Annotated in this window: 12 protein-coding genes and 1 tRNA gene; 7 read left to right on the plus strand and 6 right to left on the minus strand. The window is 60.7% G+C overall.

Translation table 11 applies throughout. From position 1 onward, the window contains the following. Nucleotides 1-63: 63 nt before the first annotated feature. Complete coding sequence (pcrA, locus tag FEF26_RS05490; RefSeq protein ID WP_138252538.1) at nt 64-2,532, minus strand: DNA helicase PcrA; 2,469 nt, start codon at nt 2,530-2,532, stop codon at nt 64-66. A gap of 40 nt (nt 2,533-2,572) precedes the next feature. Further along, nucleotides 2,573-3,853, minus strand: coding sequence for an endo-1,4-beta-xylanase (locus FEF26_RS05495; RefSeq protein WP_138252539.1), 1,281 nt, complete (start codon nt 3,851-3,853; stop codon nt 2,573-2,575). 225 nt (nt 3,854-4,078) lie between these two features. Between FEF26_RS05495 and FEF26_RS05500 the strand changes: the two genes are divergently transcribed. Next, the gene (locus FEF26_RS05500) at nt 4,079-5,311 is read left to right on the plus strand and encodes an MFS transporter (protein ID WP_138252540.1); all 1,233 of its coding nucleotides are present in this window, start codon (nt 4,079-4,081) and stop codon (nt 5,309-5,311) included. Between the two features lie 242 nt (nt 5,312-5,553). On the opposite strand, the gene FEF26_RS05505 is transcribed toward FEF26_RS05500, so the two are convergent. Continuing rightward, the gene (locus FEF26_RS05505; protein WP_138252541.1) at nt 5,554-5,985 is read right to left on the minus strand and encodes a TA system VapC family ribonuclease toxin; all 432 of its coding nucleotides are present in this window, start codon (nt 5,983-5,985) and stop codon (nt 5,554-5,556) included. Next, nucleotides 5,982-6,236 (minus strand): hypothetical protein, encoded by a 255-nt coding sequence (locus tag FEF26_RS05510; protein WP_138252542.1) that lies wholly within the window; start codon nt 6,234-6,236, stop codon nt 5,982-5,984. Before FEF26_RS05510 ends, FEF26_RS05505 begins: the two co-directional genes overlap by 4 nt. A 77-nt stretch (nt 6,237-6,313) precedes the next feature. Here FEF26_RS05510 and FEF26_RS05515 point away from each other — a divergent pair, with 77 nt between their 5' ends. The 4 genes from FEF26_RS05515 to FEF26_RS05530 all read left to right on the plus strand — a co-directional run bounded on the left by FEF26_RS05515 (nt 6,314) and on the right by FEF26_RS05530 (nt 9,620). Further along, entirely contained in the window at nt 6,314-7,081 is a 768-nt protein-coding gene (locus tag FEF26_RS05515) for an aminoglycoside adenylyltransferase domain-containing protein (RefSeq protein ID WP_138252543.1), read from the plus strand. A 189-nt stretch (nt 7,082-7,270) separates the two neighbouring features. Then, nucleotides 7,271-7,747, plus strand: coding sequence for a hypothetical protein (locus tag FEF26_RS05520; RefSeq protein WP_138252544.1), 477 nt, complete (start codon nt 7,271-7,273; stop codon nt 7,745-7,747). Nucleotides 7,748-7,784: 37 nt separating this feature from the next. Next, nucleotides 7,785-7,857: transfer RNA gene (locus tag FEF26_RS05525), tRNA-Arg, on the plus strand. A 338-nt stretch (nt 7,858-8,195) separates the two neighbouring features. Then, a complete protein-coding gene (locus FEF26_RS05530) occupies nt 8,196-9,620 on the plus strand; it encodes a glycosyltransferase family 2 protein (RefSeq protein WP_243730432.1) in 1,425 nt (474 codons plus the stop codon). 10 nt (nt 9,621-9,630) lie between these two features. Here the strand turns inward: FEF26_RS05530 and FEF26_RS05535 are convergent, their stop codons facing one another. Beyond that, nucleotides 9,631-10,461, minus strand: a complete 831-nt coding sequence (locus tag FEF26_RS05535) for a response regulator transcription factor (RefSeq protein WP_208012846.1) — start codon at nt 10,459-10,461, stop codon at nt 9,631-9,633. A gap of 76 nt (nt 10,462-10,537) precedes the next feature. Here FEF26_RS05535 and FEF26_RS05540 point away from each other — a divergent pair, with 76 nt between their 5' ends. Continuing rightward, complete coding sequence (locus tag FEF26_RS05540; protein ID WP_138252545.1) at nt 10,538-12,247, plus strand: sensor histidine kinase; 1,710 nt, start codon at nt 10,538-10,540, stop codon at nt 12,245-12,247. A 108-nt stretch (nt 12,248-12,355) separates the two neighbouring features. Then, a complete protein-coding gene (locus FEF26_RS05545) occupies nt 12,356-14,491 on the plus strand; it encodes an MMPL family transporter (RefSeq protein ID WP_243730433.1) in 2,136 nt (711 codons plus the stop codon). Nucleotides 14,492-14,561: 70 nt separating this feature from the next. Here the strand turns inward: FEF26_RS05545 and FEF26_RS05550 are convergent, their stop codons facing one another. Beyond that, nucleotides 14,562-15,752 (minus strand): ferrochelatase, encoded by a 1,191-nt coding sequence (locus tag FEF26_RS05550; protein ID WP_138252547.1) that lies wholly within the window; start codon nt 15,750-15,752, stop codon nt 14,562-14,564. Between the last annotated feature and the right edge of the window lie 9 nt (nt 15,753-15,761).

Raw genomic sequence — 15,761 nt, forward strand, 5'->3', positions numbered from 1 at the left:
GTGGTGTCCTTCTGCGTCGAAGTCAACTTCACTTATCGAGTGCCGCCAGGGCGGATCTGTGCCCTAGCTGACCTTCTCAACTGGAGCATATCGCAGGAGAAGCCGCTTCTCTGAGCCGGCGAAGCTGACTTTAGCTACTGATTTGTCACCAGAGCCTTCTACTGAGAGCACTTCACCGCGGCCGAACTTGGCGTGCTGCACCTGGTCACCGGGGACCAGTGCGGGCACTTCCCGCTCTGGGTTGACCTGGGACCGGGGAGCGCGTTTGGCCACGGGGCTGAATGTTACGTCCCTTGGGGAGCTTCCGGTCAGGGTGGGTTCTGATCCCCAGCCGGTATCGGCCGAACGTCCCTGGCCCGCGGATCCGCGGCGCGGAGAGCCCAGCGGGGACCATGTTGTTGACCCGGAACCGCTGACTTCGACCAGCTCTTCTGGGAGGTCGGCCAGGAATTGGCTGGGCGGGTTGTGCTGAGTTTGGCCCCATAGGCTGCGTGATTCGGCACGGGTCAGGTAGAGACGCTGCTCGGCTCGGGTGAGTCCTACATATGCGAGCCGCCGTTCCTCTGACATCTGCTCAGAGTCACCCATGGAGCGCTGGTGGGGGAAGACACCGTGTTCCATGCCTGTGAGGAACACCACGGGAAATTCGAGTCCTTTGGCGGTGTGCAGGGTCATCAGCGTGACTTGTCCCTGTTCGGCGGCAAGGCGCCGGGACTCTGCGTCGCCGTTGTCTGGGATCGCGTCGGCGTCTGCGATCAGGCTGACCTGTTCCAGGAAGTCGGCCAGTCCGGGCTCTTCCTGTTTGGCCTCGTATTCTTTAAGGACAGCTACGAGTTCGCCGAGGTTATCGGCCCGGGATTCGTCCTGTAGGTCTTTGGATTCCCGCAGCGCGGCCATCATGCCGGACTGTTCCAAGGCTGCTTCCAGCACAACAGATGGCTTCTCTGTGGTGGCGAGAGAGGCGACGTCGTCCATCATCCGCACGAAGGAGTCGATGCTTTTCACTGCTCGGGGCCCTAGCCCTGTGTCCTCAACTCTGCGCAGTGCTTCGAAGAATGGGATGCGGTCCCGCGCTGCCAGCGCGGCCACGGTGGATTCGGCTTTGTCCCCGATGCCCCGCTTGGGTTCGTTGAGGATCCGGCGGAGGTTCACGTCATCATCAGGGTTGTTGATCACGTGAAGGTAGGCCAGGGCGTCTTTGATTTCTTTGCGGTCATAGAAGCGGGTGCCGCCGATGACTCGGTAGGGGATGCCTCTGTTGATCAGCCGCTCTTCGAGGGAACGGGACTGTGCGTTAGTCCGGTAGAACACTGCCACATCTGCGGGCCTGACCCCGTGGTCGTCTCCGAGCTGGTCGATGGTCCGCGCGATCCATTCCGCCTCGTCGGACTCTGAGTAGGCGGTGTGGACCGTGACTTTGGCTCCGGCACCGTTGTCTGTCCAGAGTTTCTTCTCCACCCGGGCGGGGTTCTGACTGATGACGGCGTTGGCCGCGGAGAGGATGTTCTGGGTGGAGCGGTAGTTCTGCTCCAGTTTGATGGTCGAGGCCGCCGGGTAGTCACGTTCGAACTCGACGATGTTGCGGATGTCCGCGCCGCGGAAAGCGTAGATGGACTGATCGGAGTCACCGACCACCGTCAGCTGGGCTGCTGGGGTGTCGACCTCAGCGTCGGTGCCGGTGAGTAGACGGATCAGACGGTACTGGGCGTGGTTGGTGTCCTGGTACTCATCCACCAGCACGTGCCGGAACCGCCGGCGGTAGTTATCCAGCACCGCGGGGAAGGCTTCCAGCATGTAGACGGTCTCGCAGAGAAGATCGTCAAAGTCGTAGGCGTTGGCTGCGCGCAACCGCTGAGTGTATTCGCGGTAGACCGTGGCGACGGCCTCACTGAACGGCTCATTGGGGGCTTTGATCCCGAATTCTTCGGCGTCGACCAGCTCGTTCTTCAGTGCGGAGATTTTATTGCGCAGAGCCCGGGGGTTGAACCTCTTGGGGTCCAGCTGGTGCTCTTTGCTGATCTGGGTGACCAGGCGCAGCGCATCGGCGGCGTCGTAAATGGTGAACGTGGATTTCCGGCCGATGGTGGGCGCCTCTGCCCGCAGGATCCGCACGCAGGAGGAGTGGAACGTGGAGATCCACATCCGGTCAGCAGTCGGGCCGATCAGCTCTGCGACCCGGTCCTTCATCTCCCGGGCGGCCTTATTGGTGAAGGTGATGGCCAGGATCTCGTGCGGGCGCGCCTGCCCGGTCTGGATCAGGTGCGCGATCCGGCGCGTGAGCACCCGAGTCTTTCCGGAGCCAGCGCCCGCCACGATGAGCAACGGTGCGCCACTGTGCAGCACTGCCTCCTGCTGCTGCGGGTTCAGCCCCGCCGTGGCTTCAGCCGAGGACGACGACGCCTCACTCCCCTGCAGCCCGGGGGCACCCGGTGCATCCCACGGCGTCTCTTCACCCAAGGAGGGTTGAGGCACACGTGGGGCCTGGGGCGTCGTCGTACTTCTCTCAGAAGGAGGTGTGAAGAGGAATTCCATATCCCCACCAGTCTACGTGCGGGGCTGGAGACGCGGAGGGTCAGAAGCCGCTAATGGTCAGCTGCTGGTGATCTTCACCGGCGGCGCGCAGCTGAAGTTCCGTGGAGGTGTCTGCCACCGAAAGCTCGTAGTCGCCCAGGAATCCTGAGAATCTCACCTCACCGTTCGCGTCGCTGCGCAGCGTAGTTTCCGGAGTCCACCACTGACCCCGGATGAGGTCCCTCAGGCGATTGTAGGCGGGCTTGGGTGTGCCGTCGCGGCGAATCAAGCCACCAGGCGCGTTGAGCCACATGTTGCGGTCAGGCAGGCCCCAATAGGTCAGCGCCTCGACCGCGGGGTGAGCGAACAGACGGCTGTAGTGAGCCTCGACCTCCTGTGCCTGGGCCTCTTCACCCTCTTCGGTGGAGGGCCACTGATCCGGGGTGACCTGCCAATCGTTGAGGTCTGAGAGTCCCGGGGGCACGGGGGTTCCGGAGAGGATCGTGGTCTCTGTGAAATGGATGGGGATGTTGTAGCGGGAGAATCGCTCCAGGACACGTTCGGTCTTTTCCGCCCCCCAGGGCCCCTGGTGCATATGGGATTGGAGGCCGAGCCGGTCAATGGTGATGCCCGCTTCCAGTGCCGCTTCGATCAGGCATTCGTAGGCGGTCGACATGTCGAAGTCGTTGAGCAGGAGGGTGGCGTGAGGATTGGCCGTGCGCGCCTCATCGAAGGCGATCCGCATCATCTCGACCCGGCCCTTGGTGTGTGCGATGCGCGTCACGGCGTTGTCCTCCGCGGTGAAGACCGGCATGATGACGACCTCGTTGATCGCATCCCAGGTGTCGATGAGACCCGAGAAGTCACTGACTTCGCGGCGGATCCGCTCTCTGAGGAGCCGCTCGGCTTCTGCGGGAGACTTCTCCAAAAGCCAGGGGGCGCAGACGGTGTGCCACACCAGTGGGTGGCCCTTGAGCCGGATTCCCTTGTCGGCGAACCACTGGGCGGTCCGGCGCAGCGCTTCAGTCTTCGGAGCTCCTTGATCCGGTTCAAAAGTCCCCCAGTAGAAGGGGAGGGTGGCAGTGTCAAACAGGCCCAGCCATTGCTCGGCGAGCGCGCCGTCGTACTCCGGGTCTATTGAACGGCCGTTGACCCAGTCGATGAGCTCGAACCCGATGCAGCCGAACTTAAAGTCATGCCGCAACTGCCTGACTGTGACCTCGCGGTCCTGCACGGGGTCCCCGTGGTGGTCGGTGAGAGTGACCACAGCCTGTGTTTTGCGGTGGGCGAAGGTGGGGTCAGAGGTGTAGGTACCGGCGGGCGGTGTGAACAGTGAGGTCATCGCACCAGCCTAAGTGACTTCAGTCACGCTTTGGGTTGGCTTCTGGGGATGATTGTAGGGTGGTCACAACCGACCAGCACAGGCGGCTAGGGTTCCGCCGGCATTTGCCGGGACTGGGTCGAGCGCCGCGATGTGCCGCCCTAGGCGGCACGGATCTTACGGGATAGAAACCTCCAGGAGCAGTGTCGGCATGTTGTCATGCCGTCATCTGATTGAGAGGTTTTCATGAGGTCACCCTCGTTTCCTTCCGATTTTCCGCCTTTCCGCCGTCTGGTTTTCGCTCTGGCATTCAGTGTGGGGGTCAGCTTCGGTGCCATCCTCTACGGCACCTCAGTTTTGATTACGTCTGGCGCGGCAGGTGCCGATTTCTCTGTGGGGCTGCTTTCTGCGGCGTTCTCCGGTTCCGTACTGACTGGAGCTGCGGTGGCGGTGCATGTGGGGCGTCGCGCTGATCGGCATGGGATTCGCGGAATGGTAGCCCTGGGCGGAATCCTGGTGTTTCTGGGGTTCTTAGGTTTCGCAGCCAGCACTTCTCAGTGGCAAGTTCTTGCCGCATGGTGGCTCTTGGTGGGTCCGGGCAGCGCCATGGTGCTGTTCGAACCGGCATTCGTGGCGATCCAGCAGTGGTTCGACCGCGAACGCCGTAACCGTGCGGCGGGAACCCTGACGCTGATCACTGGTCTTGCCGGACCAATTTTTATCCCGTCCACCTCATACATGACCGACCTTGTGGGGTGGCGTGTCACCGCAATCCTGTTGGGCACCTGCGTGCTGCTCGCCTCCTGGCTGACTGCAGGGTGGGCGTTACGCACAGCGCCTCCGCCTGCACGCGCGCCCGCCGAGGCGACACCTGCGAAGTCCCCCGCCGAGCCTTCTAACCCTTCGACCTCCCGATGGCGGAATACCCCGGCAGGTTTTGTCCCACTGACAGTCGCAGTGGCGCTCACCATGGCAGTACTGGAGGCCTTCAATGTGCACCGTATCGCGCGGTTTGAAGCCACAGGTTTTGACCCCACGGTGGTCGCGTGGTGGGCTGCGGCCGTCGGACTGTTGAGCCTTCCAGCACGATTCCTGCTGCCTTTGCTGGCTAATCGATTCGATTCGGCCAAGCTCTACATGACATTGACAGTGCTGATCATGCCTGCCATCTGGCTTGCCATCCGCGGAACCGAAGCCTGGGAGATGCATGGGCACTTCATCATTTTCGGCCTGCTGTTCGGGGCCTTCATCCCGCTACGTGCGGTCATTATGAGTGACTGGTACGCCGGGACCCGGTTTGGGGCCCTGATGGGGGTTCAGGCGGTGGCCATCGCGTTAGGCCGGGCAGCCGGGCCGGCGGTGGTGGGCTGGCTGGCCGAGACCCCACTGGGCTATTCCGGTGGAATCGCACTACTTGCGGCACTGCTGGTCTTGACCCTGGGCCTGCTGATGGTGGCAGCGCGGCGTCGCCGAGGCTAGCTCCGGCCAGCAGATGCGGGGCCGTTTCTGGCTTGCGCCTCGCTCATCATCAATCCTTCACCTCCAGCGGAGGCACTGTCACGGCACCGCTGTCTTCATAGAGTCAGCACATGCTGACGTCCTCGCCGTCGCCAGGGCCGTATGCTCTCAGCAGAGATGCCTGCAGTAGGCTCCGAATGTGCGAACGAATCCGGCCAGCCTGCTGAAGCAACTGGAGCCGGCACTACCTCACGGGCCGGGTTTCAGGAAGAGGACAACACCAGCGTTTCTACAGAGGGGTGCCGATCACCCAACGCTTTGTCCAGAGTGACAAGGGTGAACTTCCCGGACTGAGCGAAGGCCGAGAGGTAATCATCAGTCCAGAGCTTATGGCTCCCATCCCGACGGGCTGACATTGCACGCCATACTGCACCAGTTCCAGGTGGCTCGTGGCTCCAGACCACCCGGGAGTCAGCTTCAATGTCATCTACAGCACGCCAGGCCTCAGCGCGGGACACCGCATCTTTCCCAAGAGCCCGCGGGTTACTAATAAGCCGTAGGACGGCCATCTGGGTCACTCGGCACAGAGCTATCGGTTCTTCGACCTGATCTATCCATCGCCGTACCTCTGCATGATGGATGTGCCTGCCCCACATGGCCGCCAACCACACATTGACATCTGGGAGATAGCTCATAAGTCCAGGTGGTCCGCATCGTCGGTATCAAGGATCCCAGCAACATCCTCGTTGCTGAGATCTACCTGGGGCTGTTCGGCTTCACCGATCAAGGGGAGCTGCATGCGGTGCCGACTGCCCGGGGAGACCTGCGAATTGATCTCCCGCTCCAGGACGCGTGCAAACATTTCCTTCAGAGACTCTCCGCGCTCAGCTGAACGCATCTTGGCCTTTCGCATGAGTTCATCGGGGAGATCCACGGTGGTGCGCATAAAAACATAATACTGCTTCATGGTCCGTGAATCCAGTACACACTCATCAGGGCGAGCCCCTGCAGTAGGCTCCGAATGTGCGAACGGATCCAGCCACTCTGCTCAAGAACTTGGAGCCATCACTACCCACTGGGATCCTCGGGCTCTACCTGTGCGGCTCGGCGGCTCGCGGGGCGCAGGGCCCGCATAGCGATCTTGACCTGCTGGCTGTGCTGCAGGAATCGATCACCCACCAAGAGCGCCGGCAGTTGGTCGCCTGCCTGTTGACGCTTTCCGGGTGGTCCGGCCATGCCGAGCACTTCCCCGAAGCCGCAAATAGGCAACCCCTGGAGTTCACCGCTGTGGTGCGTGGCGACGTCGTCGACTGGCCTTATCCGCCGCGGCTGGACTTTCAGTTCGGGGAATGGTTGCGGTCTGAGCTGATGGCTGGAGCTGTGCTGGAGTCTCAGCCCGAGCCGGATCTGGTGGCTTTCATCGCCGATGCGTGTCAAAATCACGTCACCTTATTCGGGGAACCACTGTACGCACTGCTGGATCCCCCGCCTGCAGAGTTGGTTCGTTTGGCCTGCCGTGAAGGTGCACCGGGACTGCTGCAGGAGCTCCCCGGGGATGAACGTAACGCCTTGCTCACGTTGGCTCGAATGGTCACCACACTGGAAACCGGAGAGATCGTCCCGAAGGACCAGGCGGCACACGGGCTCGCTGCGCAACTTCCACCGGAGGATGGCAGCCTTATGGAGGCCGCTGCGGCAGAGTACCTGGGCCAATCAGTTGTGGACTGGCCCGCCCACCGGGACCGGGTCGAGTCTCTCGCTCAGCGACTAGTCTCGGCAATCTGCCGCTGACGATTCTGCCGTGTCTGGGAAGATGGAGGTATGTCCAAGCGGCGGAAAAAGAACCGGGGAAACCCGCAGCGCACAGGTAGCAGCGACCCTGTACCCCCCAGGCCCAATCGGGGTACGCCTAGGTCCACTCCACAGGATGAGGGCTCACCACGCATTCTGGTTTACGCGCTGCTGGGCATCACTTTGTTCATGGGGTTGTACCTGTACGCCTACGCGATGCCGCAGCTGACCTATTTCGCCAATGGCCTGTCTATGCCAGGCACCCGGGTCACTGGGTACGACGTCGCCGACATCACAGCACTTCAGGCGGCCTTTGAAGATGACGCTGAGGGTCAGCTGAACTTCCTGCAAAAGACGGCGGGCATCATTTTCCCGGTCACAGTCCTGCTCTCGGCCTGGGCAACCCTCGGGCTGTTGGTCCGCGGCTGGTGGCGTTGGGTTGTGGTAGCTGGGGCCGTGGTCTTCGCCGCAGTGGATATCACCGAGAACTTCCTGATCGACGACATTGTGACCCAGGTACCCGTCGACGCGGAAGCCGTGGCGGTCAGCTCAGCGATGACAACTCTCAGCTGGGCCCTTCTTGCAGTGATTGGCGCCGCAGTCCTGGCGGTGATCCTGCGAGATTTCATCCTCACCGGGAAGCAACCGCGCCAGAAGGGCCCATAGCGGCTACCATAGACGGGTGCCGTTTCCGGCACCGCAAGCCTCAGTAGCTCAGGGGATAGAGCACCACTCTCCTAAAGTGGGTGTCGCAGGTTCGAATCCTGCCTGGGGCACGAAAACCTGGCTAGCCGTAGCTGAATGTCGCGGGCAACCAGCCCAATAGCTCCAATACCTGCGTGCGCACCTTCTTTCTCGCCGGCTTCCTGGGCGGTTACCGCGCCGAGTTCCGCTAGCCCTAGACGCTGCCCTGCCGAGTTCCGCGAGGACACCAACAGCGTCGAACCAGACGATAGGCTCCGCTGCCCCGTAAGTCGGCCCCAGGAACAGTTCTGCCCAATTCCTTTCAGAAAATTGCCCAAATCTTGCGCTTTCCCAGAGATAGTCCTTGAGCTGGTGGCTCGAGAATTATTAGTAGGAGCCTTCCACCCTGGAGGGCAGATGGGAGCAGAACGTGACGACCACTATGACAACGACCACTGACAGTGGGTTCGTGACAGTCTCGCTGCAGGATGAAGCCGCAAAAGCTCAACGCCGTAGCACTGTCGCCTGCGTCATCCCGGCATACAACGAAGAAGAGACCATTGAACAGGTTCTCGACTCACTGCTGACCCAGACCCGGCCTCCGGATGTGATTCACCTGGTCATCAACAACACCACTGATGAGACGTTCTACATCGCCCGTCGCTACGCCGGCGAACACGTCCACTCCCACCACGACGACATCTTCACCACGTACGTATTCATTCACGACATCGGCAAAAACATGGACAAGAAGGTCGGCGCCCTGAACTACGGCTTCACCAAAGTCGCCGAAGACTTCGACTACCTCCTCGGCGTCGACGGAGACACAATCCTTGAACCGGACACCGTGGAGCGGCTCGAGGCCGAAGCGCGCTCTGAACCCCGCATTGGCGGCATCTCCGCTATCTACACCGTCGATCCCGACGCAAGCCGCGGCGTCGTATCTTCCTTCCTCACCACAGGTCAGCGCGCCCAGTTCGCCGCCTTCACCATGGACAACCTGCTGCGCGGGCGCAACATGGCAGTGCTGGGCGGCCAATGCTCGCTGTTCTCCATCCAAGCCCTCAAAGACGTCATGGTCGCCAACCGGCAGGCCACACCCTGGGTCAGCGACAGCGAAGTCGAAGACTCCCTACTCTCTCTCCAGCTGCGCAACATTGGCGCCGCCACCAAGGTCAGCGCCACCGCGCGAGCCTTCGTAGGTGGGATGCACACGGTCCGGGCACTCGACGGCCAACAGGTGAAATGGAACGTCGGCGCGATCGACCTCATGTGGCCAGGCCAGCGGTCCACCACAGCCGGGCAGCCGCTGCACCCAAATCTGAGACTGCGCTGGATTGAAAACCTCTCCATGCTCTTCAACATCAGTATCCGCCTGGGATTCATTCTTTTGCTGGCAGCTTCACTGAGCATCGACGCATTCGTCTTCAGCCCGTGGTGGCTCATTCCGCCGGCAGTCGCGACCCTGCTGAATCTGCGCATTGCTCTTTCCATCAAGGGACGCAGAGCCCGTGACATTTGGTTCGCCCTGCTGTTCTTCCCAGCGGAGATCTACCTCTGGATGCGCATGGGGCACTTCATACGTGCATGGAGCAAGTTCTTCGGCAAAGCTCAGACGGATAACTGGGCTGCTCAGGCCAAAGCGGAACGTGGACGGGGAATGGCTTTCCTTACACCTGTCCTGGTGGGTGTGGGTGTGGTCAGTGGAGCCATGTACGCGTGGTTCCAGCAATCGGCAGCAATTCAGTCGGCTATTCTCTCACTGGGCTGGCCGATCCTCTACATCACCACTATCGCGATGACACTGATCATGGTCCGTAAAGCGCTGCGCCGGCACCACGGATTCACTGTATGAGGTGAGCAGCTTACTGCTCAGCTGCCATACGGTAGCCGACACCACGGACCGTCTCGATCCACATCGGTTCATGACCACCCTGGCCCAGTTTCCGGCGCAGGTTCCCAATATGCACCTCCACGGCGCGCTCATCGGCCTCGCTGACGAAGGTCTCTGCACCCACATGATCAGCTCGCAGGTGCCGAACCAGGTTCGCCTTGGTGCGTACCCGGCGGCCACTGCTCATCAGCGTCTGCAACAAGTCGAACTCAGTGCGCGTGAGGTTCAGCACCTGTTCATTCACGCGGGCAGACCGGGTGGCCGGGTCCAGGCTCAGTCCATTGTGCTCGTACATCTCAGCTGTAACAGTCACGGGAGCGAACTGCGCAGCGGGGCCCTGAGTCCCTGCGGGCGGAGGAGTTGCAGGAGCGGGCGACGCCGCGACGGCCGGGCTGGCTGGGCTGAAGGCCCGGGGGCGGCGCATCATTGCATCTATGCGTGCGCGAAGCTCTCTGGGGCGGAACGGCTTGGTGATGAAATCATCGGCTCCTGCCCCCAAACCCATCAGCGTTTCAGCCTCGTCAGTCCTTGCCGAAATCATGATGATGTAGCACTCACTGCCGGCGCGAATTCGGCGGGCTACTTCAAAACCGTCAATACCTGGAAGCCCAAGGTCAATGGTGACAAGAGTGGGAAAGTGCTCCCGCGCCAGTTTCACGCCAGTTTCACCGTCCGTAGCGCTGTGAACAGCAAAACCTGCCTGCTCAAAAACTGTGATGATGAGATCACGAATATCTGGATCATCTTCAATCACTACGGCCACGCTGAGGTGGTTGGCCTGCGCATCATATGTGTGCTGCACGGAGCCCGTCCTTTGATTTGGAAGATTCTCTCCCGCAGACTATCGCATATACCTATCCAGTCAGAGGGGATGCTTAATGAAGAGCAGACTGCCGCACATCATTCGCCGAGTAGTTGGTGCTGACAGGCGCCTCGATGCACTGGAAGAGCACCAAAGAGCCATGAGCAATCAGCGGCCATTCTTATTCGCTATCGGATTTGTCTGCATTCTAGCCTTAACAATTTCTCCTGAAACTTTCACGAATACCTTTTTCCTCATCGGACTAGGACTGGTTGTGCTCAGTGCTCTGCCAGGTGCACTCCTGTCTTGGAAGAAGCACTCATCTGTTCTCTATTGGACGATCCCGCTGCTCGAGTTCGGTGCCATTGCAGCCCTCCGGACAGGCAGTGAAGGCTATTTGGTCGGCTTGAGCCTCGTCGCCTGCTTCCCCGTAATCTGGCTAGCGTGGTTTATGCCAAATTCATGGCGAGTTCATCTCGTGAACTTCACCGCCACTTTGATAATTGTTTCACTCCCCCTGTTTGCCACCGAGACACCGCTATCGCTGCAGGCACTGGCGACACCCCTAGTGGTACCCGTAATACTGACTGTCATCGGGGTGTTCGCAGCGAATGTCAGCCGCAGCATTGATGCCCAACAGCTGGAACTCCTGAACAAAGACGCGGAACTAAGGACAGTCGCCGAAGCGAGCCGCCACCACGCCCAACTGCTCGACACCATCATCGAAACCGTGCCCGTGGGCGTGGTAGTCGTCGACGCCGAGGGCAATGACCTCATGATGAATAGCCAACAGCGCGCTATGCACCAAATGGGCATTCCCGACGATGTGCCAGATCCCCGTGAAGATCAACTGTTGGTTTTCGGTGAAGACAAAGTCACTCCACTGGCGGCTGACCAACGCCCCGTGCGGCAAGCTATCAACGGCGCCTCATTCACGAACCAACTCATCTGGCTCGGCGACTACCGACGGCGCAGAGCCCTATCCGTTTCGGCGAATCAGATTCAGGACCACGTGGGCAATCCGGCCGGGTCAGTCACAGTCTTCAGTGATGTCACCGAGCTCGTTGAGGCTCTTGAGGTCAAAGACGAATTCCTACAAGGGGTCTCTCACGAACTGCGCACCCCTCTAACATCTATCCTCGGCTACATAGATCTGGTCTTGGAGGAAGCTGAACGGTTCCCTGAGACGGAACACCTCTGCGCAAAATTGCGAGTTGCTGAACGGAACGCCGACCGGCTCTTGCATCTTGTCAGCGACCTTCTGACCACAGCTTCACAACCGTTGCTGAAGCTCCAGACCGCGGATTTAGCTGATGTTGTTCGATCAAGTGTGGCCTCGGCTTTCCCCCAGGCTGAAGCCGCAGGGATCACCATCATCAGTGAACCCACGCTACCGCTTCCCGGGCGGTTCGACCCTAATTGCATGCATCAAGTAATAGATAACCTGCTCTCCAACGCCATCAAATACACACCCTCCGGGGGCTCTGTCACAGCACATGCGTGGAATGACTCTGGCTGTCTCCACCTGAAAGTCTCAGACACTGGCCGAGGCATCTCTAGCGGCAATCAACGACAGATTTTCGAGAAATTCTTCCGCACGTCCGACGTGCGCGACTCGGCGATTCCTGGCGTGGGGCTCGGTCTGGCAATTGTCAAGCAAATCATTGACGCTCACCATGGGTCGATCATGGTCGACAGCACCCCTTCCCGCGGCACCACCTTCACCGTTTCGATCCCCGCCAGCGAGCCACGTTCTGACTCTGACGGGCAGCCTCAGTCCGCATAGGGTTCCCCTGCTGATGACCGTAGACTTAGCACCCATTGGCCACGTACCGAAAGGCAGCAATTGAAAACTCGGCGTGAGGGCGGCCGCGCCCGTCGTGTACTGCGGGTCGTGCTACCCGCTTTGGCGGTCCTGATCTGGGTGGCGATCACCGCAGTGGGCGGTCAGACCTTCGGCAAAGTCTCGGAAGTGATCTCCAATGACCAGACCACCTTTCTGCCCGCTGATGCGGAGTCCACTCTCGCTCTGGAGCTGAGCCAGGAGTTTTCTGATGACGACGCCGTCCCCGCCACGGTGATCACCGAACCGACCACAGGCGACCTTGGCGAGCAGCAGATCTCCGCTTTGGAGGCTGCTTCGGGGGAATTCACTGATCTGGACGGCGTCGTCCAGGTTTTGCCTCCGCAGGTCTCCGAGGATGAGGAAGCCGCCCAAATCCTGGTCCTGATGGATGATCAGGCGGTCGAAGAAGGTGCCGTGGATGGTCTCAGGGCTGCAGTGGATGATCTCCTGCCGGCCAGCGACTGGACGGCGCATGTGACAGGCCCTGCGGCCCTCTCCGATGACTTCGCGGAAGCTTTTTCCGGCATTGACGGCCTTCTGCTGCTCGTCGCCGTGATTGCAGTATTCATCATCCTGATTTTGGTCTACCGCTCAGTGTTGCTTCCTTTCCTTGTGCTGCTCTCCTCTATGGCTGCCCTGTGTGCTGCGATCGTCGTGATCTTCCAAATGGCGCAGATGGAGTGGATCCAGCTCAACGGCCAAGCCCAGGGCATCTTGTCGATCCTTGTTATTGGTGCTGCTACTGACTACTCGCTCCTGCTGGTAGCTCGCTATCGTGAGGAACTTCTGCACCGCCAGGACCGCTTCTCTGCCCTGTGGCAGGCTTGGCGCCGGTCGTTGCCGGCCATTCTTGCCTCCGGAGGCACAGTTGCCGTTGCTCTTTTGTGCCTGCTGTTCTCCGATCTGAATTCCAATCGGGCCTTGGGCCCCGTGGCGAGCGCGGGGATCGTGTTCGCTATGATTGCGACCTTGACTTTTCTGCCTGCCATGCTCGCTCTGCTTGGTCGGCCCGTGTTCTGGCCTAAAACACCCCGCGTCACGGAAGGCGCTGCTGCTGAACCGAGCCGGCGCCAGCGCCGCCAGGAACGGAAACAAGCGCGGTTGTGGTCCGCGGCAGCCAACCTGGTCCGCCGTCGTCCGCGAACTGTGTGGATAGTCGTCACCCTGCTGCTGCTCGGCGGCTCAGCGGGCGTACTTGATCTCAGGGCTGAAGGTGTCGCGCAGTCGGAATTGGTCCTCACAGAGACCGACGCCAAAGCTGGTCAGGAGATGCTGGAACGCCACTTCGATGCTGGCACGGGCGCCCCCACCGATGTCTTCGTTCCTGCAGATGAAGGTGACGAAGCGCTGAACATTGTGCAATCCATCGACGGCGTCGGGGAAGCCTACGCTGTTTCTGAGCAGGGCTCCCCCGCGTCGTCGGCATCAGACGCCGCTGAGGCGGAGGGCTTCATTCAGCTCTCCGTCACACTGACCAGTGCAGGTGACTCGCTGGAGGCGGAGAATACCATTCGGGAGATGCGGCAACAGCTTCAAGACTTGGACGGTCAGGCTCTCACCGGCGGTACGACCGCCACTCAGTTGGACACCAATGAGACGGCTCAGGACGATCTCCTCACCATCATCCCTCTCGTCTTGGCAGTGATTCTGATCTTCCTGGTGGTTCTGCTGCGGGCCCTGGTAGCGCCGATCATTTTGTTGGTGACGACCGTGCTGTCATACCTGGCAGCCCTGGGTGTCTCCGCATTGGTTTTCAACTATGTCTTTGGATTCCCCGGCGCCGATCCGACAGTGCCCTTGTTCGGCTTTGTGTTCCTCACCGCGCTCGGTGTGGACTACAGCATTTTCCTCACAACCCGAGCGCGGGAGGAAACACCCTTGCGGGGACCGCGTGAAGGGCTTCTGCATTCGCTGGTCATCACCGGTGGAGTGATCACCAGTGCCGGTGTGGTGCTGGCCGCGACGTTCGCTGCCCTGGCGGTGCTGCCGCTGATGTTCATGGTCCAGCTCGCCTTCCTGGTGTCATTCGGTGTGCTCATCGACACGCTGATCGTCAGGACACTCCTGATTCCTGCACTCGGAGTGGATCTGGGCCGGTGGTTCTGGTGGCCCTCCCGGATCTACAAGCCCTACGAGGATGCTCAGGCTGAGAAAGTCACAGAAAAGGTCCCGGAGAGGGTCTAGCGTGATGGGCCGGCAGACCACGTGGTCCACCGGCCCATCCTCGCGCTGATTGGGCGCAATGTTTGAGTGCCTAGGGGGCGACTCCTGCGGCGGCAGGGCGGAAGCCCAACCGGACGTTTTCGCAGCATCCCGGACGGCACACATCGAACCATGGGCCCAAATCGGTCACATGGGGCCGGTCCTCCGGTGGAACTGCAGCCATCCGCTCCTGGAGAAGATCGACGACGCTGCTGACGAATGCATGGTGAACACCAGGGGTCGGTGTCCGGGTTGCCTTCAGTCCGGCTTCTTCAGCAGCCTCCAGTGCCTCATTGTCAAGGTCCCAGAGAACTTCCATATGGTCGCTGAGGAACCCGAGAGGCACAACAGCGACGGCTTTGACGCCCTCTGCTGGCAGCTCGGCGATACGATCACACACATCAGGCTCCAGCCATGGCTGCGAAGGGGGGCCGGACCGGGACTGGTACACCAGCTCCCATTTGGTCTCGGGTGCGGCTTGCCCGTTCTCCGTCAGCTGCTCCATGATCTGGGCCCCTACTGCTTTGTGCTGGGCTGCGTAGGCGCCGCCCTCACCGAGCCCGAGCTCTCGTGGACCTGAACGTTCTGCATCTGCGGTGGGGATGCTGTGAGTGGCGAAAAGAACGCGGATCTCTTCGGCGGCAATGCCTTCCGAGGAGAACTCTTTCAGTGCTGCGGCAACTCCCTCAGCGAAGGGCTGGACGAAACCCGGCACGTCGAAGAACTGCCGGATCTTGTCGATGCGCACCACTCCGGCAAGACCGGTGTCATTAATCGCTCTGGCGAAGTCCTCACGGTACTGCCTGCAGCTTGAGTAGGAACTGTAAGCGCTTGTGGCAAACGCCAACAGGCGAGTGTGCCCATTGGCTGCCGCTTCCTTGACAGCATCCTCAAGGTAGGGATCCCAGTTGCGGTTTCCCCAGTAGACCGGGTGCTTCATGCCGCGTGAACGAAGCTCCTCCACCAACGCCTCGCGAAGTTGGCGGTTGTGTTCGTTGATCGGGCTCACACCTCCGAAGTGACGGTAGTGCGTGGCCACCTCTTCCAAGCGCTCATCGGGTATACCTCTGCCCCGAGTCACATTGCGGAGGAAGGGGATGACATCATCCTGACCCTCAGGCCCGCCGAAGCCAGCCAGCAGTATGGCATCGTACTCCTGTGGCTTGGGAACGTGCGGCAGTCCCGCCGCCGAAGCCTCATTCGCGTGCAACACTTCTGAAGCACTTTGGGTTGTCTTAGTCATGCTCAGTTT

Origin of the sequence: Nesterenkonia salmonea (assembly GCF_005771525.1) — a bacterium.
Classification (GTDB): domain Bacteria; phylum Actinomycetota; class Actinomycetes; order Actinomycetales; family Micrococcaceae; genus Nesterenkonia; species Nesterenkonia salmonea.